Source organism: Treponema sp. OMZ 805 (assembly GCF_050937395.1).
Lineage (GTDB): Bacteria > Spirochaetota > Spirochaetia > Treponematales > Treponemataceae > Treponema.
Genome location: NZ_JACCLP010000002.1, coordinates 151,515 through 170,672 on the forward strand (window position 1 = coordinate 151,515; position 19,158 = coordinate 170,672).

General features: G+C 45.9%; 17 protein-coding genes, 2 tRNA genes and 1 other RNA gene. 5 read left to right on the plus strand and 15 right to left on the minus strand.

Annotated features, from left to right (window positions below; all coding sequences use genetic code 11):
* Positions 1–46: 46 nt before the first annotated feature.
* The 4 genes from HGH47_RS02490 to HGH47_RS02505 all read right to left on the minus strand — a co-directional run bounded on the left by HGH47_RS02490 (position 47) and on the right by HGH47_RS02505 (position 2,944).
* Entirely contained in the window at positions 47–703 is a 657-nt protein-coding gene (locus HGH47_RS02490) for a DUF1007 family protein (RefSeq protein ID WP_212565448.1), read from the minus strand.
* Positions 704–799: 96 nt separating this feature from the next.
* The gene (gene rpmB / locus HGH47_RS02495) at positions 800–991 is read right to left on the minus strand and encodes a 50S ribosomal protein L28 (RefSeq protein ID WP_006189625.1); all 192 of its coding nucleotides are present in this window, start codon (positions 989–991) and stop codon (positions 800–802) included.
* Between the two features lie 423 nt (positions 992–1,414).
* Complete coding sequence (locus HGH47_RS02500; RefSeq protein WP_432910158.1) at positions 1,415–2,407, minus strand: DHH family phosphoesterase; 993 nt, start codon at positions 2,405–2,407, stop codon at positions 1,415–1,417.
* Between the two features lie 117 nt (positions 2,408–2,524).
* A complete protein-coding gene (locus HGH47_RS02505) occupies positions 2,525–2,944 on the minus strand; it encodes a hypothetical protein (RefSeq protein ID WP_212565447.1) in 420 nt (139 codons plus the stop codon).
* 141 nt (positions 2,945–3,085) lie between these two features.
* Between HGH47_RS02505 and ssrA the strand changes: the two genes are divergently transcribed.
* Positions 3,086–3,434, plus strand: a transfer-messenger RNA (tmRNA) gene (gene ssrA, locus HGH47_RS02510).
* Between the two features lie 7 nt (positions 3,435–3,441).
* On the opposite strand, the gene HGH47_RS02515 is transcribed toward ssrA, so the two are convergent.
* The 3 genes from HGH47_RS02515 to der are packed head-to-tail and all read right to left on the minus strand — an operon-like array spanning position 3,442 to position 6,400.
* Entirely contained in the window at positions 3,442–4,485 is a 1,044-nt protein-coding gene (locus HGH47_RS02515) for a hypothetical protein (RefSeq protein ID WP_212565446.1), read from the minus strand.
* 50 nt (positions 4,486–4,535) lie between these two features.
* Positions 4,536–4,901: a MerR family transcriptional regulator gene (locus HGH47_RS02520; protein WP_230974446.1), complete on the minus strand. Its 366-nt coding sequence runs from the start codon at positions 4,899–4,901 to the stop codon at positions 4,536–4,538.
* On the minus strand, positions 4,877–6,400 hold the full coding sequence (gene der / locus HGH47_RS02525; RefSeq protein ID WP_212565445.1) for a ribosome biogenesis GTPase Der: 1,524 nt from the start codon (positions 6,398–6,400) through the stop codon (positions 4,877–4,879). Before der ends, HGH47_RS02520 begins: the two co-directional genes overlap by 25 nt.
* 120 nt (positions 6,401–6,520) lie before the next feature.
* Between der and HGH47_RS02530 the strand changes: the two genes are divergently transcribed.
* Positions 6,521–7,654 carry a DUF6364 family protein gene (locus tag HGH47_RS02530; protein ID WP_432910163.1) on the plus strand — a complete coding sequence of 378 codons (1,134 nt, stop codon included), beginning with the start codon at positions 6,521–6,523 and terminating at the stop codon, positions 7,652–7,654.
* Between the two features lie 10 nt (positions 7,655–7,664).
* Here the strand turns inward: HGH47_RS02530 and ptsP are convergent, their stop codons facing one another.
* The 3 genes from ptsP to HGH47_RS02545 all read right to left on the minus strand — a co-directional run bounded on the left by ptsP (position 7,665) and on the right by HGH47_RS02545 (position 9,704).
* A complete protein-coding gene (gene ptsP, locus HGH47_RS02535; protein WP_432910166.1) occupies positions 7,665–9,422 on the minus strand; it encodes a phosphoenolpyruvate--protein phosphotransferase in 1,758 nt (585 codons plus the stop codon).
* 66 nt (positions 9,423–9,488) lie between these two features.
* A tRNA-Glu gene (locus HGH47_RS02540) sits at positions 9,489–9,560 on the minus strand.
* A 73-nt stretch (positions 9,561–9,633) separates the two neighbouring features.
* A tRNA-Gln gene (locus HGH47_RS02545) sits at positions 9,634–9,704 on the minus strand.
* A gap of 243 nt (positions 9,705–9,947) precedes the next feature.
* Here HGH47_RS02545 and HGH47_RS02550 point away from each other — a divergent pair.
* The 3 genes from HGH47_RS02550 to HGH47_RS02560 are packed head-to-tail and all read left to right on the plus strand — an operon-like array spanning position 9,948 to position 12,604.
* A complete protein-coding gene (locus tag HGH47_RS02550) occupies positions 9,948–10,166 on the plus strand; it encodes a hypothetical protein (protein ID WP_212565442.1) in 219 nt (72 codons plus the stop codon).
* Positions 10,167–10,187: 21 nt separating this feature from the next.
* Positions 10,188–12,284, plus strand: a complete 2,097-nt coding sequence (locus tag HGH47_RS02555; protein WP_212565441.1) for a heavy metal translocating P-type ATPase — start codon at positions 10,188–10,190, stop codon at positions 12,282–12,284.
* Entirely contained in the window at positions 12,281–12,604 is a 324-nt protein-coding gene (locus tag HGH47_RS02560; protein WP_212565440.1) for an HMA2 domain-containing protein, read from the plus strand. Before HGH47_RS02555 ends, HGH47_RS02560 begins: the two co-directional genes overlap by 4 nt.
* Positions 12,605–12,867: 263 nt before the next feature.
* On the opposite strand, the gene HGH47_RS02565 is transcribed toward HGH47_RS02560, so the two are convergent.
* From HGH47_RS02565 to HGH47_RS02585, 5 genes are all read right to left on the minus strand, one after another.
* Positions 12,868–13,743 (minus strand): AEC family transporter, encoded by an 876-nt coding sequence (locus tag HGH47_RS02565; protein WP_212565439.1) that lies wholly within the window; start codon positions 13,741–13,743, stop codon positions 12,868–12,870.
* Positions 13,744–13,778: 35 nt separating this feature from the next.
* Positions 13,779–14,078, minus strand: a complete 300-nt coding sequence (locus HGH47_RS02570) for an acylphosphatase (RefSeq protein ID WP_212565438.1) — start codon at positions 14,076–14,078, stop codon at positions 13,779–13,781.
* Between the two features lie 49 nt (positions 14,079–14,127).
* Complete coding sequence (locus HGH47_RS02575) at positions 14,128–14,922, minus strand: PHP domain-containing protein (RefSeq protein WP_212566613.1); 795 nt, start codon at positions 14,920–14,922, stop codon at positions 14,128–14,130.
* A gap of 99 nt (positions 14,923–15,021) precedes the next feature.
* A complete protein-coding gene (locus HGH47_RS02580) occupies positions 15,022–16,749 on the minus strand; it encodes an AMP-binding protein (protein WP_212565437.1) in 1,728 nt (575 codons plus the stop codon).
* Positions 16,750–16,850: 101 nt separating this feature from the next.
* A complete protein-coding gene (locus HGH47_RS02585; protein WP_432910174.1) occupies positions 16,851–18,779 on the minus strand; it encodes a DNA topoisomerase IV subunit A in 1,929 nt (642 codons plus the stop codon).
* Positions 18,780–19,158: the final 379 nt, after the last annotated feature.

Consider the following 19,158-nt stretch of genomic DNA (forward strand, 5'->3'; position numbering starts at 1 on the left):
ATATTGATTTTTCAGCATTACTCCGTATCGCATTATGTGGTGTTCCTTAGTAGGTAATATGAATTTCTCTAGGATAATATGTTTGTAATCCCGGCTTCCACGAATTGTATGTCATTGTCATATCGGCGGTATCAAAAGGGTCGTAATATACCGGATATTTTTTATTTTCGACAATCGTGTATGTCGGCATCGTTTTGCCGGAAGCTCCGGTAAAAACCACCGGCGTCTTTTCATCATATCGGAAATCACAGAAAAAGGTGTAATCGTATACAGCAAAGTAGAAATTGCCGTTGTATTTTGACAAATCAACATAAAATCGATACGAAGCGATGCCGTTTTTTTGACGTACCGAAAAATCGCTCACCTGTGCAGGGCTCTCCCGTTTATCACCTTGCCGGATAAAGGTAAAATACGAATAGTTTTTAGTGTTGATAAAGGCATTGTCATAGACATCCTTTGTTTCAGCTCTATCAAAAAGACCGTCTCGGTTCAGATCATATCCTTGAATAATATCCGCGCTAAAAAAACGATCAAATGTCCATGTCTCATACGCACCTTGAATTTTTCCGTTGTTCAATACGAACTCGGTTTGAGTGGAAACGAAAAGATGCGGATGGGCTATCAGTTGAACATGGGCGATAAAGAGCAGGGTAGTCAATAAAATCGAAATGCATACTATTTTTTTGTATCTATACCGTATCATTCCTTATACCTCAGGTGATTTTGTTGGAATATCGAGCAGATATAAAAAAAGAGTCCTTACTGAGGACTCTTTTTAACAAGAATAAAAAACGGGTGCTTAGACTTTCTTAACAACATAGTTGCTCTTTAAGCAGCGGGAACACAGTTTCAGGGTTAACGTTCTTCCATCAATTTCCGTTTTTACGTCGATAAGGTTGGGGCGCCATACGCGGCGTTGGTGATTCATTGATTTACTAACCGTATTACCGCTCATCGGCCCTTTTCCACAAATATCGCATCTGCGTGCCATAGTTCACCTTCCTTAGCTTTATCTATCAGCATTCAAAATAAAACGCAGGATAGTATACTGTAAAAGGAATATTATGTAAAGAGGTGAATGAATATCAACAGGGGAAACGCATCAGGTCGTTTTTTTAACACCCCCGCGGAAAAATTGAGACTACTCAACCGGAACTGCCAAGGAGGGCAGTGGTTCCATATAGCAGCGATATTTTGGCTTTGCCAAAATTCGCCTTCAACTGTTGTACACGGATGTACAACAGTTGAAGATGGTTCAAATGGTCTCACAGTCTCAATTTTTCCGCGATTTTTATCTATTTTGCCTGATGCGTTTCCCCCTTTGCTGGAAAAATGTGCGAAATTTTAAGCAAAATTTCGCACAGAAGGAAGGCAACCGCTGCAAATATTTTATAATGCGGTTGCCCTGTAAATATCAATTTTGAAACTGCGGGGCAAACGCTGCGACAAACTTCGGTATTAATTGTTCGGCAATTCCTTCTATATAAAGCCCTGCGGCCTGCTTATGCCCGCCGCCGCCGAATGAAGAGGCAATAATGCTAACATCGATGGTATCGAGAGATCGGAAGCCGACGCTGCAATGTGTTTCGGTATCCTGCCGGACAATACAAATTGCCTTTACTCCTGCAATGCTCTGGATAAGCTGATATGCCATATCGGAATCTCTGTTTTCGATGCCGATTTCTTGCTTATCCTGATACGTTTCATACGAAACGATAAGCCTTCCGTCATAATACGGCTTCATACGGGCTAATACGCGCGAGATAAGCGTCCGTGAGCCGAATGACTTACCGCCGTTAATGGCTGCAAAGGTGTATTTCGGGTTTGCCCCCGCCTGTACCAACCGTGCTGTATGAGCAAAAACCTCGCCGCTCCGTTCATCCAAGTGGCGGAAAAAACCGGTGTCGGTACAAAGCCCGAAAAACAGCATCTCCGCTTCATCCCGTGTTACGGAGCCGGTCATCTTTTCGATGATTGTTTGGATAATAAATGTTGTTGAAGGAGCTTCTGCATATACAAGCGATCCTGCTTCATTCATCGTATTGGTAGCGTGGTGATCAATGCAGATTGAAGGAAAGTTTTTTAATTGTTCGGCAATGTCGCCCGTCCGATCTATTCCCGAACAGTCAACAATGATGACGCCTGTGTTTTCAGGGTGTTTGATGAGCGCTTCCGGTACCTGCGCAGAAAAAAGCGATTCATATATCCGTATTTCAGACCGTTGGAACGGCCCTGCAGAAAGCAGCTGCGTTTTTTTTCCGAGTCGTTGTAAGAAAAGAGACATCGCAATACTGCTTCCGATACAGTCTCCGTCAGGCTCTTTATGACCGGCTATGAGGAACATCGGATATGAATGCAAAAAATCGATTAATTTCTGCGGAACGGCAGGTGTAATAATATTAGCCATGAATAACCTAGTTTAAATGGAAAACAGGCATATAGCTCCAAGCTATTTTTAAGCCGACGAGGAGCTCTGAAAATCAATCGGATTTTTAGAACTCCTTATGCCAATTTCCGATACGGATTAGAACTCAAGCGCGAGTGACTCTACTCCGTCAAATTTATCATTATATTGTTGAGGATTGGATAAAAGCCCCCATGTTGGGGTATTTAAATCTTGTCGTGGAGCAGAAATTTTAATGTATTCACATTTTCCATCGCGGATAAAGAAAGAGAGATAGGGATTAATACGGGTATTAATAAACGCAATATCAGCCTTGTTTTCTTTTGGGCTGAACCATTCGAACGGGATAAATGCTTCTCCGGTCTCTAACCCTGCCCGACGATAGATGACATAGTAACCCTTTGGATGGGTAAATATCTTCAAAAGCTGAGTGTTGACATAATATACATCAGCTTCTTTTGATTCGGCTGCGAGCGGAAATACGCTTACTGCTCCGAACAGTATAATACAGAAAATGAAACAACGGCATATCTTTTGCATAAAATTCCTCCGGAATTATGATAGTAAAATTATAACAATGGATATGAAAAATTGCAAGTATACGCATTGCATCAGAAGCAATCGGAATCAACAGGCTTGACAGTAACCGTATAAATCCGTATATTCGATCAAACCAAGCATGGGGATGTTCCGGTTTCGACTAGGAAGCAGAGGCTTGAGTTGCAGGTGGAGAGCCGTGCTCCTAAAAAGCGGCAAACTTTATAACTGCCAACAATGACAGTTCCGACTACGCATTAGCTGCGTAATCGCGGAACCTACCGAGTGTTGCTTCCGAGCGAGGTAGAGTTCCGACGCTATTCGGAGCTTGCTTTTTACCGGATGCGGACGGTAGAAAGGACACTTCCCGCAATACGGATTCGACGCTTTCGGCGCTGACACCGGATCCCGACAATCACCTCGCGCCGATAAACCTGTAGATGCTCCTGTATCTCTTTTTAGGACGGGGGTTCAATTCCCCCCATCTCCAACGTTCCTTCCTATTGATACATAATCAAATATGGGCGCGGTTTAAGCGAAAATACTTCTTCCGGTTTCATAATTGGAATATCATACCCGGCGCCCTCAACCATCGGCTTCAAAAAAAGCTTGAAAGATTTGAGCGGAATATTTTTTGCCGCTGCATTATACGCATACGTCTCTTTTTTTAACTTCGGCGATCCAAAACCGTCGGAACAGTGGATGAGCTGCACCCGCTCATAATTGCTTTTTACTAATTGCCGCTGTTTAATCATCCGCGCATTAAACTGATGGATAACCAACATACGCCTGCCGCCGATACCATGCTCAATCATATAGTTCTGTATTATTTGCTGCGCTTCGTTGATTTCCTCTGCCGTCACAGAGCCGATTTCCTGCATCGGTTTTGTGGTACGCCATTCGGGATCAAGTGCGAGATGAACATTCGGATATTTTAAGAACGGGAGCAATTTTTTCGTTGCCTCGGCAACCGGATACTTTCCGATTTGATGGTCGAGGAACACATACCAACCCCGTTCCGCTGCAAATGTAATATACTGCTCTACAATAGCGGTAGAAAGTATACCGATTTCGCCGGCAGGCCAACAGGTACCGTAAATGATATAAAATGCGGGGATGATTTTTCGATTGCCGTTTGCGGAGTCGTAGAGTTTAACGAATTCGTTCATAATCGGTTCAATCTCTTCAAGCGAATACTGACCGAGTATCCCCATCGTGCGGGCATTAGGCTTTCCGTACAGGGCAAAAACATCGCTATTGAGCAATACCGATTGTAAGCCTTGTTCCGCTCGCTCTCTGTTCTTTATAATATCCTGATACTCAATAGGACCTGCCAGACCGCCTGTTTCCATCACGGCAATCTCTGACCTATCGAGGAAAAGGGCGCGGGGAAAGACCGGCTTCCATTCAATCTGTCCCTGCGGTACGGTGGTGTTCCTTTCAGGATTGACGGAATCATAGGTATAAGCGCCGACTGTATAAAGCACGGCTGCACAAAAAAACAAAGCGATTTTTTTCGGTAAAGGTACTACCATAGCTTTCATAGTATCGGCAGTAAACCAAAAAGCTATAGGTGCCGCTTCAAATCCGGTTGTTAGGATTCGGGAGCCGGTTTAAACACATTTTTATTTCTTTGCAGCAGCCGGTACATATCGAGCAATTCACTGCGGATGCCGGAAAGTTCGGTGATACGGCTGCTCCCTCCCTTGCCGGAAAGATCGGAAAGGAGTTGTTGCCCTGCGCCTTCAAGCGTAAACTTCCGTATCTCAATCAAATACTTCATACGGAAGATTAAATCGAGGTGATGGTCGGTATACAGCCGTCGCCCCTGCTCATCCTTTTGCGGCCGCAAAAAGGGCAGCGCCTGCTCCCAGTAGCGGAGAACATGCGCCTTAATGCCGGTTATCTTTTCAACTTCGCCGATGGAAAAGCCTGTCACGGTTTTACCCTGTCTTCCCATTTTACCCGGCTGCCCTTTACCCGTACCAAAAAGGGAATCGATGTAAAGCCGAGGTCTTTGCGTATTCGGTTGGTAATGTACCGGAGATAGGATTCGGAGACAAGGTCGGGTTTATTGGCAAAAATTAAAAACTCAACCGGTCGTGCGGAAGTTTGCACCATATATTTAAGCGTGAAAGAATTACGCTGCCCGTGCGGAGGAGGCACCGCCTCGAGCCAGTCCTTGAGCGCGAGGTTGAGTGCAGAGGTTTCTACCTTTTTGGTGAGCTGATCGAAGAGTTCCAGTGCGGTGTTCAAGAGGTCGGGAATGCCGCTTCCGTTCTGCGCGGACACCGGCACAATCGGGGCATATTCCATCTTGCCGAACATAATCTTGATATGTTGCTCCGCATCGCGGAATTTTTTTTCGCCTTTCACCAAATCCCATTTATTCAACACAAAGATGACGCCCAGCCCCCGCTTGGTCGCCTGCACGATGATTTTTTTATCCTGTTCGGTTAGCCCTTCCTCCGCATCGATCAGGTGAAACACAATGTCGGCATGTTCCAAGCTCTTCATTGCACGGACAACCGAGTAATACTCGATATCCTCTTTTACCTTTGTTTTACGCCTGATGCCGGCGGTGTCCTGAATGATAAACTGTCTGTCTTTATAGAAAAACTCACCTTCCACCACATCGCGTGTTGTACCGGCAATCTCCGAAACAATCGATGCGGAGGTCTTGGTGAGGTAGTTGCTAAGCGTGGACTTACCGGTGTTCGGTTTTCCAATGAGCGCGATGCGGATCGCAGTATCGGCGGGCGCTTCGCATACCTGCGAAAAGTCCAAGCCCTTGGTTATCTCTTCGGCAAGCGGCGTGATATTGTCCCCGTGTTCGGCACTGATACACAGGAGCGTCGGGAAACCGAAGCTGAGATAGTTATAGGCTTCCGCTTCGCCGCGCCCGCCTTCGGTTTTATTTACCGCCGTGATGAGCTTATCCCAGTAGGGACGCAGAAAGCGGATAAACTCTTCGTCTTCCGCTGTGGGTGCAGAAGCTTCTAATAATAGAAGAATTTTATCGGCACGGCGGAGCGCTTCCTGCGTTTTTTCTATAACCAGCTCATCCATCAAGTCTTCTTTTTTGTCGCCGCTGCGGGTCAGCTTAAAACCGCCCGTGTCCATCAGCCGTACCGGCTTCCCGTTGATAATTGCCTGCTCCTCGATGGGGTCGCGGGTTACGCCGGGGGTCGGGTCGGTAATAGCGCGGCGCTTCCGCAAAAACCGGTTGAATAGGGTAGACTTTCCTACATTCGGCCGCCCTGCTATCACCACAAGCGGCGTGTTCTCGTATTTTTTGCGGTAATCGAACCCACCTTCCGTTCCTTCCGAAGCTGTAGGGTCTGCATCTGGAAATTCCAGTCCTGCATCCGCTGCTGTGTGCCCGTGCATTATCGTATCGGTATTGCCTACTTCATTTCTATCGTCTCTTTCTGTATTTATCCTGCGATTTTTACTCATTCTCTTTCCTTATCGGACGTGATTATAGAAAATTACCGCAGCTCTCTCAAGCACCTAGCAGAAATAATAATTCTTGACGATACGTATCAATTATATCTATACGTACAAGAGGTGCTGTAGATGCAAGCAAAATTAACATTAAAAATGGAAAAGGATATTATCGATGCAATGAAACGCTATGTGGCAAACAACAACAAAAGTCTTTCGCGGTTGGTTGAAGATTTTTTCAAAACCTCTATCGGAGAAACACAGCAAACCATCACATTATCTCCGCTCGTAAAAGAATTAACAGGTATTATCAGTGAAGCGGATATAGAAAAGAGCAATTACATCGATTATAATGACAGAGAGATTCTTGATGTATTTTTGAAGTTACAAATAGTTTTTGTCGGAGATGAAGATTGTAGAGATAAGTTTAAAAATAACGTCATGCCCGATGATATATTACTTATAAATAGTGGTCGTATAGTAAAAGCAATTGGCATTGTAAAAAGCGAGGGATTTGCTTTATCAGATTTTGATATTTCAGATATAGATGAAAATGATTTAATTAGTTCGACATATCCTGACTTTGATTTTTATGACGCACAAAGTTTTGCTAACGGCTGTAAAGTTTGTATTTACAAGCTCAAAGAAAAGGATTATTTAAAGATAAATAGAGGAGTTACGTTTTCTAATTGCTATCAGTATTCTGAACAAGATGTAATCAATCTCATCTCAATATATAGTGGAGAAAAAGATATGTTAAATAAAATAAAAAATTATACCGGTATCTTACGTACAAAGAAAAATATTATTTTACAAGGGGCGCATGGAACAGGTAAAACATATATTACCGCTTCTCTTGCAGTATCACTTATAAATCCTTCGTTTAAAGATTTTGATGACCATCAAAAAGTTATGGCAGAATATAATAAGTTTTTGATTGACATTGACGATGAACAAGGTGAAATTGTATCCGGTCAAATTGGTTTTGTAACTTTCCATCAATCATTAGATTACGAAGAATTTATAGAAGGATTAAAACTCTCTCTTGTTAATAATAATGTCACCTATAAAATTGAAGATGGGATTTTTAAATTGTTAGCTAATAAAGCAAAATATAAGAAGAACAATAATTTCTCTGAAGCGTATGAAGTTTTAATTGAGCAATTGGAAAAAGTAAGAGACGAAAATCCTAATGAAAAAATTCTGTTTAAAGATACCTGTAAACGAAACAAGGTAAATAGCTTTATACAATATAAGTATGAATAATATATTGCTCCTACAGTGGGAATCGCTCCATCGTTTCGCGGCGGATTTCTTCGGAGCTGTCAAACCGGCTGACAGCTTTGTAGAGAGCCTCTGCATCGGAAAGCCGGATAGATTCGATGCGCTGCGCAATCTCCGGTATTTTCTGTGCTGCCATGCTGAACCTGCGTAACCCCATCCCAAGCAGAAGCGGAACAGCCTCCGCCTTGGAAGCCATCTCTCCGCACATGGATACAAACCCGCCGCGCGAATCGCCGGTACGGTGCAGGAGCGGTTCCGCTTCGATAACATGGCGGATAAGCCGCAGTACCGCGGGTTGAAAACAGTCGGCTAAATGCGCAATGGTTTGGTTTTCCCGATCCGCCGCCATCGTGTATTGAATAAGATCGTTGGTACCAATGGAAAAAAAGTCGACCGCCGGTGCATACAGGTCGGCGGCGATTGCGGCGGAAGGAACTTCTATCATAATCCCCACCGGAATATCTTTTTTATACGGTATCCGATTTTGTTCACACTCCAGCTCAATCTCTTTGATTAACTTCCGCACTGCGATGATTTCTTTTTTACAGGAGATCATCGGAAGAAGAATATGCAGATTGCCGGTACGCCCCGCTCGCAGCAGCGCCCGCAGCTGAGGCTTAAAGACTTCGGGTCGATCCAAACAATACCGAATACCCCGCCAGCCGAGAAGCGCATTCCGTTCCAAAAGGTTTTCCTGTTCTTTCAGCATTTTATCGGCGCCGGCATCAAAGGTGCGGATCAACACCGGTTTTGAACCCATCCGTTCCAAAACGGTACGGTATGCTATGTATTGATGTTCTTCATCGGGGATATCACTGTCCCCTAAAAATAAAAATTCAGAGCGGAAGAGTCCGATTCCGGCAGTATTCTGAACAGCCGACATCTCCGATTCTTCCGTAAGTACAATGTTTGCACTCAAATGAACGGGAATACCGTCTTGCGTATACACTTGCGCATAGTCCCGTGCTTCTTCGGTTACCTCAATTTGTTCAGTACCTGCAGATTTTATTTGAGCGACGGTTTCCTCATCGGGTTCCAAAATCAACGTTCCGTTCGTGGAATCCAGCACGGCATACATTCCGCTTTTTGCCGACTCCATAAGGCCTTGAACGGCAATCAATGTCGGAATGTTCCACGCTCGTGCCATAATCGCAATATGACTGGTTGCGCCTCCTTCTTCCATAATAATCCCACAGGGTGCAAGTTTTTTTATTTCGAGCGCTTCGGACGGTTTAAACACCCGTGCTGCAAGCAGGGTGTCCGGCTGTACGCCGACAAATCGAGAGGGTGGTTGCTTAGGCTGCGGATTCAAATGAGAAAACACCGGTTCGTAAGCATCCTGAATATCAACCGCCCGTTCGCAAAGATAGCTGTCGCCGGAAGCGGTCAGCATCGTAGTAACTTCATCTAATTTCCGTTTGAGCACTGCTTCGGCATTCGTCAGCGAAGTTTCTATTTCCGTATAAATACCGCGCATGAATTCTTCGTCGGCAAGCATTGCTTGATGGGATTCTAAAATAGCCTGTTCGGGGGCTTTTGAGGGAGCATTTGTTGTTCGGTATTGAGTAAGCGCCTGCCTTAGCTCTTCTTGAGCAGCTTGCACCGCAATCCGCAGCCGTTCTTGTTCATGGCGAATATTTTCTGCGGTAATTGCGTAGGCGGGGGTGGCCTGTATAACGTTTTCAGGAATACACACAAGCCGACATGCAACGAGACCGTCGCAGACAGATAAACCGGTAAACTTTTTCATAAAATCATTATAGAAAAAAAGATGGGGTTTGCATATATAACGGAACAGTACATCTAAAATGAGAACCGGTCCCTACGGGAATCGAACCCGTCTTTTAAGATTGAGAATCTCATGTCCTAACCGATAGACGAAGGGACCAAAAACAGAGCATCGGTTGCTCTACTAAGCGAAAACCTCTAAAAATAATCATTTTTAGAGGTTTTTCGGCGTATTCCCCAGGGAGGATTCGAACCCCCACAAGCAGAACCAGAATCTGCGGTGCTACCATTACACAACCGGGGAAAGTTGACGGGGAAGATACTATCATATATTGCTATTTCGTGTCAAGAATAACGGAATAACGTGAATAACGATTCTATGTAAAGAACTTACCTACTTACCTACTTATTGCGTTTTTTATCAAAAACTGTTATCGTTGCACACACGAGAACGCCTTATCAGCAAAGCTGCTGGCGGCTTTTAATAGGTATCTCCCACAATCGAGATTTTTGGGAGTACTCTTATCATAATTAAGCGAGGTAAACTATGTTTTCAAATAAATGGGTGGCATTCGGCGTAGGTGTTGCAGCGGGTCTCGTAGCAGCATCCGTTATTAAAACTCCGGCTTTTCGCAAGGCCTGTATAGCAGTTACGGAAAAAGGTATGCAGCTTAAACAGGATGCCGTGGCCTTTATGGAAGCGGTGAAAGAGGACGCACAGGATATCGCAGCCGAAGCTGCATATAACCAATCGCAAAACGCATAAAAGCTTTTTATCAATTTATCGATGAACGTAACCGTTAAACACTCCCTGCCCGGCAGAATACGGCTGCACTACAATGCGGTTGAAATTTTGCCGCGGCAAGCTATCCTTGCGCAAACCCTCGTCGCGGTGCAAGACGGCATAACCGATATTCAAGTTAATCCCAAAGTCGCATCCTTTTTAGTGTATTACGATGTAAAGACTCTTTCGGAAGATGAGGTGCTCGCCTTATTCAGGGCGCTGTCAGACAAATACCTGTCCGATGAAAGTCTGCTTGACTCCGTCGCAAAAATTCCTGCACCCGAAAGTGTATTCGATGTATTAGCGTCTACGCTCTTTGACGTTACCGTACGATCGCTTCTCCCGATGCCGCTTCGCAATCTGTTGCTCTACAAAAGGATTGTCCCGCGTATTATAAAAGCGGTACAGTCCATCTTTGCAGGAAAATTCTTTAGCACGGATTTACTGGATGCAACGGCGCTGACGGTTGCCGTTCTGGACGGCAAGGCGCAGACGGCTCGTTTTGTAGCAACATTGCTCGATATGGGGGAAGAAATTGAAGAGCTGACCCGCCGCCAATCGTACAATAATCTGGCGCAAATGCTGTTGATTTCAAATGAGCCGGTACATCTCATCGAAGGTGATCAAGAACGGACAATCCCGCCTTCCGCACTTAAAAAAGATGATCTTATCGTTGTCCGCGCCGGAAGCCAAATCCCCGCAGACGGGAATGTTGAACAGGGTGAAGGCCTTGTGAACCAAGCGAGTATTACCGGAGAATCGCTGCCGGTAGAAAAAAAGAGCGGAATATCGGTCTTTGCCGGCACTATTCTGTTGGAAGGGGAACTGTATATCCGTGTACGCACGGTCGGGTCGGAAACAAAGGTGAACAATATCATCGCGATGATCGACCGCTCGCAATCTTTAAAAGCTGCCGCTCAAAAACGATCGGAACTTATCGCGGAAAAAGTAGTGCCCTTCAATTTTTTACTGACCGGCTTAACCTATTTATTTACACGAAATATCACCAAGACTATTTCTACATTGATGGTTGATTATTCCTGCGCGATGAAGCTTGCCGCACCTATTGCCGTTCTTTCTGCAATGAAGGAAGCGGCGGAGCACGGTATTTCGATAAAAGGCGGAAAGTATTTGGAAGCGGCGGCGCTTGCCGATACCGTCATTTTCGATAAAACGGGAACTCTTACTTATGCGGAACCGGTTTTAGCCGGAGTGCATCCGTTCGGCGCTTTTGCAAAGGATGAAGTGCTTAGGCTCGCTGCATGCCTTGAAGAACATTTTCCGCATCCGCTGGGAAGAGCCGTTGTGCAAGCCGCCCAAGACCGGAACCTTGTACATCCCGAACGCCACGCAAAGGTTGAATACATTGTCGCACACGGTATCGCGTCTTCGTTAGAGGGCAAGCGGCTCTGTATCGGAAGCGCTCATTTTATTTTTGAAGATGAAAAAGTTCCGACAACCAAAGCGATAGCCCGCGTGCAGAAATCTGCCGAAAAATCCGGCTATTCTTTACTCTACTTGGCGATTGACGGACAGCTCGCCGGTATTTTGACTATTGGGGATCCTGCTCGAGAAGGTACCGCAGAAACCGTCGCCGAGCTGAAACGATTGGGTGTGCGTAATTGCGTTATGATTACAGGCGATGCCGAACAGGCGGCGGCAAAAGTCGCAGCTCAAGCCGGTATTACGGAATATCATGCACAGACGCTGCCGGAAGATAAGGTGCGCTATGTGCAGGAAGCGAGGGATGCCGGACACAAGGTGATTATGATCGGTGATGGAATCAACGACGCGCCTGCGCTTTCCGCCGCGGATGTCGGCATTGCGATGGGTAATTGTTCTTCCATTGCGGGAGACACCGCCGATATCGTACTGGCTGACGACGGACTTTCCGGTTTAATTACGGTGCGGAAGCTCGGTCAAAAAACACTGTCGCGGATAGATAAAAACAACAAGCTGATTATCGTCGGCAACTCACTGCTCCTGTTTGCCGGTATGTTCGGCCTTATTCCGCCCGCACTCGCGGCGGCGCTGCATAATTCGCTGACCATTGCCGTCAGTATCGAATCCATGCAAAAGCTATTAAAGGATGCGCGATGATTACCGGCTTTTTCCCCGGCCGCATACGGCTGCGAGCGCCTGTCTTTAAAGACACCGCAATCACCGAACGGGCATTATCCATCCTGCAAGCTCCGGCGCTCTCGTCAATCGTCAAAGCCATTGAGCATAATCCCGTTACCGGAAGTGTGCTGATAACGTACCATCCGACAAAGGTACCCATGGCGAAGCTGACCCCATTGCTTCCGTTTTTTAAAAAGCTGGGAAAAGAAGCTGAGACCTATTCTGAAAAAAACAAAGCTGACATTCTTGCAATGCTGGATGAACTGGAAGGGTACGTCAAAAACTGGGAAACGGCTTAACTGCTCCGGTAGCATTTAAAACGCAGAGCAACCGCATCAGAAATATTTTAAGCGGTTGCTTTCCTTCTGTGCGAAATTTTAAATAAAATTTCGCACTTTTTTCCAGTGCTGGACGGGCAAACGCATCAGGCAGAATAGATAAAAATCGCAGAATAATTGAGGCCGTGAGACCATTTGAACCGCGAAGAGGTTCAACTCTGGTTGAACGACCTCAATTATTCTGCGGGGCTATTAAAAAAACAGCCTGATGCGTTTGCCATGGTTTAAAACAGCAGCCGTGTTACCACAATATAGATCGGGATAAGCGCTAAACTCAACAGCGTTCCCCACGCGGTAAGGCCGGCGGATTTTCCCGTATGGCAGTAATGTGTTTCCAGCACGATAATGTTGGCGGCAGGCGGCAAGATACAGATCATATACAGCGCCTGCTTATTGGCGGTTACCAATTCCAAATGCAGCAGCCCCGCAATAAAGATAAAGAGCGTCATCAAACAGGCGACCGTAAGCGCCCGTAGTACCGCCAGTTTAAGCGTGAGTTTTAAATCTTTTATTTCAAGCTTAATCTTTGCAAGCCACATACCGAGCACACCCATACCTAAAATACTCATAACCAATTTAAGGATTCGATATAAGGGCGGCAAATAAAGTTTGATACTGTCCCCGAAAGGAATACAGATAATGCCGATAATGAGCGCCGCAACGGGAGGAGATTTCAGTGTCCGTTTTATATCAATCTTTGCAGCGCCATTATTGATCAGCATCCCTGCGCCGATGGAATTTCCAAAAAGAGAGTTTCCGATATACAGCGAAAGTACGGCGGTTGCGGCGCCGTCTCCCCATACCGATGCAACAATCGGCAACGAAAGCCACCCGATATTCAAATAGAAAAAACATAACTGTTCGACGGCATCGGCGCTGAAAAGACGGCTCATATACATCATTACCGTCATCATAATAATCATAGCGAATATGCTGACAAATAAGTCGGCACGGCACGTTGAGATATTGTAAATAATAATCAACGGAATAATTATTCTGGTAAGCAAATATGCCGTCTGATTTTTTATATCGATCGGCGTTTTCCCAACAAGAAAACCGAACCCGAGATATAAAAACGGAAGCACTATTTTAATAACCATTATGTTCTCCTCAGTAGATGCATCATTAAAAGTTCCTAATGCTGTATTTTAAACGAATGCAACCCCTGATATTGCGCCGCTGTAACGGTAAAATTGGAAATATAGGCGCGTGGATGGCTGTGCTGCACCGCATCGAAAAATTCGTAGAGCGCGGTGCCTTCTCCTTCCGCAAATATCTCCACCGAATAGTCGGGACAGTTCCGTACCCAACCGGTGATACCGAATTCCCGCGCTACCTGTACCGTCCAATAGCGGAATCCGACGCCCTGCACTCGGCCTTCCACAACGGCACGGGCGGCCTTCCGTTCGGCAGTATGCGGCGTATTCTTATGCATAGCATATCCTCAAAAAAATGCCCTCTTTCAACATACCGATGAACCTATCCTACTTATGAGCAAAGCCCAGCGCTTCCGCCGCATCGAGTATCGGTATGCCGAGGTCTTCCGCATAGTCGATACCGTTTCGTACTCCAGCTAAAACCTGTTCTATTTGGTGCGCATCGGCATTGCAGATAATACGGGCATTTTTTTGCGCTGCCCGTTTCCAAAACGTGGCTACGGGATATTGATAGTCTGCGCCGTAATCCCGCTGCACCTTCGATTTAATCAGTCCGTACCCATTGATTTCAAGCGGCATACCCAAATCATTTGCCGCATCGATGAGCGCATCAATGCAGGCAAGACAGTCTGCGTCGATAGACCGGATGCTGCTCAAAAACAAATCGGGATGAGCCAAAAATGCATAGAACCCCGACTGCATCCCCTCAATCGTAAAATCGATATAGGTATGCAGCCGCCGCCTTTCGGTAACAGTTGCGATATATTCAAGTCCGCCGTGCAGCGGAAACCAGTGAGAACCAAACACCAAATAATCGGCTCCGTAGCGGCCGATCAGTTCATCCTTAAACCAGCTGCGGTGTTGCGGCGACCATTCGCACTCAAAGCCGAAGTATACGGGAAAATCGGCTTCTTTTTTTGCTTCTTCAACAAGGCGCTTGTACAGCGGTATATCAGCCGCCGCCATCCGGCAATAAAGCCACATATCGTCATGCGGATAAGGACAATGATCGGAAAATCCGAGTGCGGAACAACCGTCAGCAGCAGCCTGCCGTACATAATCAATTGGAGTGCCCTCAGCGTGTTTGCACAGATACGTATGCGTATGAAAATTACTGAGCATAAAAAAAAGTATAGCGGTAAGTCCTTCAAATGTCAAACTTCTGCAGGGTAAACGCATTCTGCCCCCGGCAAAATTAGACGCAGGGTTTCGGCGGATGTATTATTTCCCGGACGGAGCTTCGCCTTCCTTTTTCCCTCGGTTCTTAAAATGATACAGATATCGTTTTATCTTTTGACTGGCGGTCTTTTCAAAGGCTTCGACCTGCTCGATCTTATCGATCCGTGACATCTTATTCACACTGGAATTAACGAAAAATTTAATCTCGTTTAAGATTTCCGCCCGTTTATAGGCCATTGCATCGGTAATGCCCGAAACAGCGTCCGCTACGGCAGATTGTAGATTCTGAATGGCGGAACCTTCTTTATTTTGATTTTGCTCTTTTTGTACCTCGGCTGCAAGTTTTTCTTCATCAAGCTGCACGTAGGCAACAAGGGATGATTTTTCCCCCTCAACAACGAGCGATTCCGTTACAAGCGGATGCTGATTCAGTACAAACTCAATATCTTCGGGGTAGATATTCTCGCCGCTGGCGCCGAGAATCATATTTTTTGAACGGCCTTTAATTGCTAAATGTCCTTTTTTGTCCATTACAAAAAGATCACCGGTTTTGAACCAGCCGTCTTCGGTAAATGAATTTTTTGTAAGCTCAGGGTCGCGGTAATAACCTTTCATCACATTCGGTCCCTTGACCAACAGTTCGCCGATGCCGGTTTTGGGATCAGGGTTATCGATTTTAACCTCGACATCGGGGACGGCGTAACCGATCCAGCCCGGAACACTTTGGCGGACGGTCGAGCCGGCAATAAGCGGCGCCGTTTCCGTCAAACCGTACCCGATAACATACGGGAACTTAGCATCTCTCAAAAATTCTTCAACGGTTGTATCGGTTTTCGAGCCGCCTAATCCGAAAAATTTCAAGTGTCCGCCGAATGTTTTTTTCAGCTGCTTTCCGGCAAGACGGTTTAGGATTTTTTTACCGAGCTTAGTATGGTACATCCGTGCGCGGAACGGCGAGGAGTTAAAAGCCGGGAGTATCTTGTTCCGGTATATTTTTTCCATGACGATAGGAACGCTCAGCATCATTGTCGGACGTACTTTCAACAGAGCAGGCAGGAGTATCCGCGGCGAAGGAATCCCTTCAAGGTAGTACACACAGGCGCCGTTTAAAAAGAACATCAAAAAGCCGATCGTAAATTCATAGACATGCGAAAGCGGCAGAATGGAAAGCGCCCTGTCATACTCGTTAATGCGTTGGCAGGACTGCCCTGCGATTGCATTGCAGACAAGGTTTTTATGCGAAAGCTCCACGCCCTTGGAACGACCCGTCGTACCGGACGTATAAATAACGGAAGCGGTATCGTTTTCCCTGCAGGTATGAGGCGGAGGGGCGCCGTCTCTTGTTTCCGTACCTTTTTTAACCGAAAAGTCCTGAATATCGATGAGGACGGAAACGGTTTCGGGCACTCTGCTCATCAGTTTTTCCGAAACGATAATCATCGTTGTTTCGGAATGTTCCAAACAAGCCTTAACCTCTTTGTCGGTAAAATCAGGCAACAGCGGCACGGCGATAGCCCCCATCGTAACAATTGCAAAATAGGCGATTCCCCAATGGGGCACGCTGTGGCTGTAAATTGCGACCTTATCACCGGGATTAACGCCAAGCCGATACAAATTTTGTTGCAGCTGTTTTATTTGCTTACCGGCTTCATTGTATGAAATCGGCTCTCCCGACACAAATGAAAGCGCCGGACGTGCCCCGAACCGCTTGATGCTATTCTCCAGCATCGCTTGAAAGGTATAATGTCCCAATTCATTGATTGTTTGCATAGGCAGTGTTCCTCCCTACAAGGTACTGAATTATCCGGACAAAGACAACTCAGCATAACCTTTGGTCATCTCTAAAAACTCACATTTTTAGAGATTCACCATTACTTTTTAGTATTTTTTTTCGCTACCGGCGCCGCCGCTTCCGCTTCCCGTTCCGCAAGGCGTACCCCCTGCGCCTTTAATCCCTTTTCGGGATAATCCGCGGTTTTGAAGCGCGCTTCGTTTTTCTTTGTCCGAGGCTTGGGCGCGTACTGCACCGTAAACTCAAAATTTTCAGCCGTGCTTGCGTAGAGTACGGTCGCCGTATCCGGTACGAACAGGTAATCACGGTTCAATATATAAGATTCAACCCGTGCCCGTTTGATATACGGATACTGTGTTTTCTCATCTTTATAAATAACCGTAAAGAGGATTTGTGACAATAATTCTTTTTCAGCAAACCCGCAATACCACATACCGGTATCGACAAAGAGCCGGTCGGGCACATCCATAACGGTGTACACCCCGCTTTTGCGCAGGATAAAAACACGGTCATACGGCGAAACTTTGAGTATTTCTTTTCCGGTAGTTACGGCAGTGCCGAGGTAGCCGGTTGCTTCGTCATAGCGGAGCGATAAATCGCGGTTAACGGCTTCTTTTACATCTACCTTGGTAAAGCCGGTAATCTCCGTTTTACGCGCCGTAACTTCGGGCGGCAGTTTCGCAAGGATTCCGTCAAGAACGCTGAGGGCATATTTTTTGAGATTCTTTAAAAGACGGGCAATCTCTTTGAGCCGGGCGGAAATTTCCTGCACTTCGGCACGGTTTTTTTGAATGTCGTAGAGCGAAATACGCCGAATGGGGATTTTGAGGAGCCGGTCTACATCGTCTTCCGTTACTTCCCGTATCAGCTCCGCTTTGAACGGTTCAAAACCCTTGATAACCGCCTTAATGACCGACTCGGCTGTTTTCATCGTTTCAATCTTTTTATAAATTCGCTCTTCGATAAATATCCGCTCAAGCGTTCTCAAGTGCAGCCGGTCGGTCAGCATCTCCTGCTCATACAAAAGCTCATCTTTCAGCAGGGCGGTCAGCTGTTTCGCGTGGGTTTTAATCACCTCGGTAACAGTCGTTTGAACCGGCAGATTGTCTTGAATGACCAGCAAATTACAGGAGATAGACTGCTCACAGTCGGTAAAGGCATAGAGCGCATCGACAACATCCGCTGCGTACACGCCGCGCGGCAGCTTGAGTTCTATTTCTACTTGTTCCGCCGTATAGTCGTTAATTTCCGAAATTTTTATCTTTCCCGACTTCGACGCCGATTCTATAGAAGCAATGAGGCTTTCTGTAGTGCTGCCGAAGGGGAGTTCACGGATCACAATCCGTTTATCGTCGGAGGTGTCCAACTTTGCCCGCACCAGCACCTTGCCCTTGCCGTCCTGATAGTCGGACACGTCGATAAGTCCGCCGGTTTGAAAGTCGGGATAGAGTGTAAAAGATTTACCGGAAAGGCAGGCTTTTTCCGCCTCGATAATTTCGCGGATATTATGCGGAAGTATTTTGGTAGACATGCCGACGGCGATGCCTTCCGCCCCGATGAGTAGTACGACAGGCAGTTTAGCACGGAATACAACCGGCTCTTTATTTCTGCCGTCATAAGAAGGAACATATCGCGTAATATGGGGATTAAACAGGATATCTTTTGCAAATTCGGTGATGCGGCATTCGATATACCGCGGGGCGGAAGCTTCGTCCCCCGTAAAGAGGTTTCCGAAGTTCCCTTGCTTGTCGATAAAGAGGCTTTTATTGGCGAGTACCGTCAATGCGTTGCCGATGGAAGCGTCCCCGTGCGGGTGATACTTCATACAATAGCCGACGACATTGGCAACCTTATGGAACTTTCCGTCATCCATCTCAAAAAGAGAATGTAGGATACGCCGCTGTACCGGCTTTAAACCATCCTCTACGTCGGGAATTGCGCGGTCACGGATAACATAACTGGCATACTCTAAAAAATTCGTGTTAAATAAACTTTCTACATAATCCATACAAGGTTGTTAAGCATAGCGGAAAACACCGACATTGTCCAGATTCGCCAGCAGGGTAAACGCATCAGACTCTCTTTTAACATCCCGCAAAATATTCTGTTTTCTGTTTTTCTTCCATAAAATTGGAAAACTGAGAAAGCGACTGCCCTGTTACTGCCCTACTCTATTTTATGGAAAAAAACGGCAGCCTTGACTTTTTACTGCTGTTCGGCTATTATCTCCTATCTTTATAAATAAGGAGTGTGTTCACGTGCCCTGCGGAAAAAAACGGAAGCGACAGAAAATAGCAACGCATAAACGAAAGAAGAAGCTTCGAAAGAATAGACATAAGAACAAGTAACCTCTAAAAATATCATTACGCTTTTTAGAGGTTTTCAAT

What these genes read in the sequence shown, in the direction of transcription:
- HGH47_RS02490 (WP_212565448.1), bottom strand. Translation starts at nt 703, where the DNA reads ATGATACGGTATAGATACAAAAAAATAGTATGCATTTCGATTTTATTG.
- rpmB (WP_006189625.1), bottom strand. Translation starts at nt 991, where the DNA reads ATGGCACGCAGATGCGATATTTGTGGAAAAGGGCCGATGAGCGGTAAT.
- HGH47_RS02500 (WP_432910158.1), bottom strand. Translation starts at nt 2,407, where the DNA reads ATGGCTAATATTATTACACCTGCCGTTCCGCAGAAATTAATCGATTTT.
- HGH47_RS02505 (WP_212565447.1), bottom strand. Translation starts at nt 2,944, where the DNA reads ATGCAAAAGATATGCCGTTGTTTCATTTTCTGTATTATACTGTTCGGA.
- HGH47_RS02515 (WP_212565446.1), bottom strand. Translation starts at nt 4,485, where the DNA reads ATGAAAGCTATGGTAGTACCTTTACCGAAAAAAATCGCTTTGTTTTTT.
- HGH47_RS02520 (WP_230974446.1), bottom strand. Translation starts at nt 4,901, where the DNA reads ATGGGAAGACAGGGTAAAACCGTGACAGGCTTTTCCATCGGCGAAGTT.
- der (WP_212565445.1), bottom strand. Translation starts at nt 6,400, where the DNA reads ATGAGTAAAAATCGCAGGATAAATACAGAAAGAGACGATAGAAATGAA.
- HGH47_RS02530 (WP_432910163.1), top strand. Translation starts at nt 6,521, where the DNA reads ATGCAAGCAAAATTAACATTAAAAATGGAAAAGGATATTATCGATGCA.
- ptsP (WP_432910166.1), bottom strand. Translation starts at nt 9,422, where the DNA reads ATGAAAAAGTTTACCGGTTTATCTGTCTGCGACGGTCTCGTTGCATGT.
- HGH47_RS02550 (WP_212565442.1), top strand. Translation starts at nt 9,948, where the DNA reads ATGTTTTCAAATAAATGGGTGGCATTCGGCGTAGGTGTTGCAGCGGGT.
- HGH47_RS02555 (WP_212565441.1), top strand. Translation starts at nt 10,188, where the DNA reads ATGAACGTAACCGTTAAACACTCCCTGCCCGGCAGAATACGGCTGCAC.
- HGH47_RS02560 (WP_212565440.1), top strand. Translation starts at nt 12,281, where the DNA reads ATGATTACCGGCTTTTTCCCCGGCCGCATACGGCTGCGAGCGCCTGTC.
- HGH47_RS02565 (WP_212565439.1), bottom strand. Translation starts at nt 13,743, where the DNA reads ATGGTTATTAAAATAGTGCTTCCGTTTTTATATCTCGGGTTCGGTTTT.
- HGH47_RS02570 (WP_212565438.1), bottom strand. Translation starts at nt 14,078, where the DNA reads ATGCATAAGAATACGCCGCATACTGCCGAACGGAAGGCCGCCCGTGCC.
- HGH47_RS02575 (WP_212566613.1), bottom strand. Translation starts at nt 14,922, where the DNA reads ATGCTCAGTAATTTTCATACGCATACGTATCTGTGCAAACACGCTGAG.
- HGH47_RS02580 (WP_212565437.1), bottom strand. Translation starts at nt 16,749, where the DNA reads ATGCAAACAATCAATGAATTGGGACATTATACCTTTCAAGCGATGCTG.
- HGH47_RS02585 (WP_432910174.1), bottom strand. Translation starts at nt 18,779, where the DNA reads ATGGATTATGTAGAAAGTTTATTTAACACGAATTTTTTAGAGTATGCC.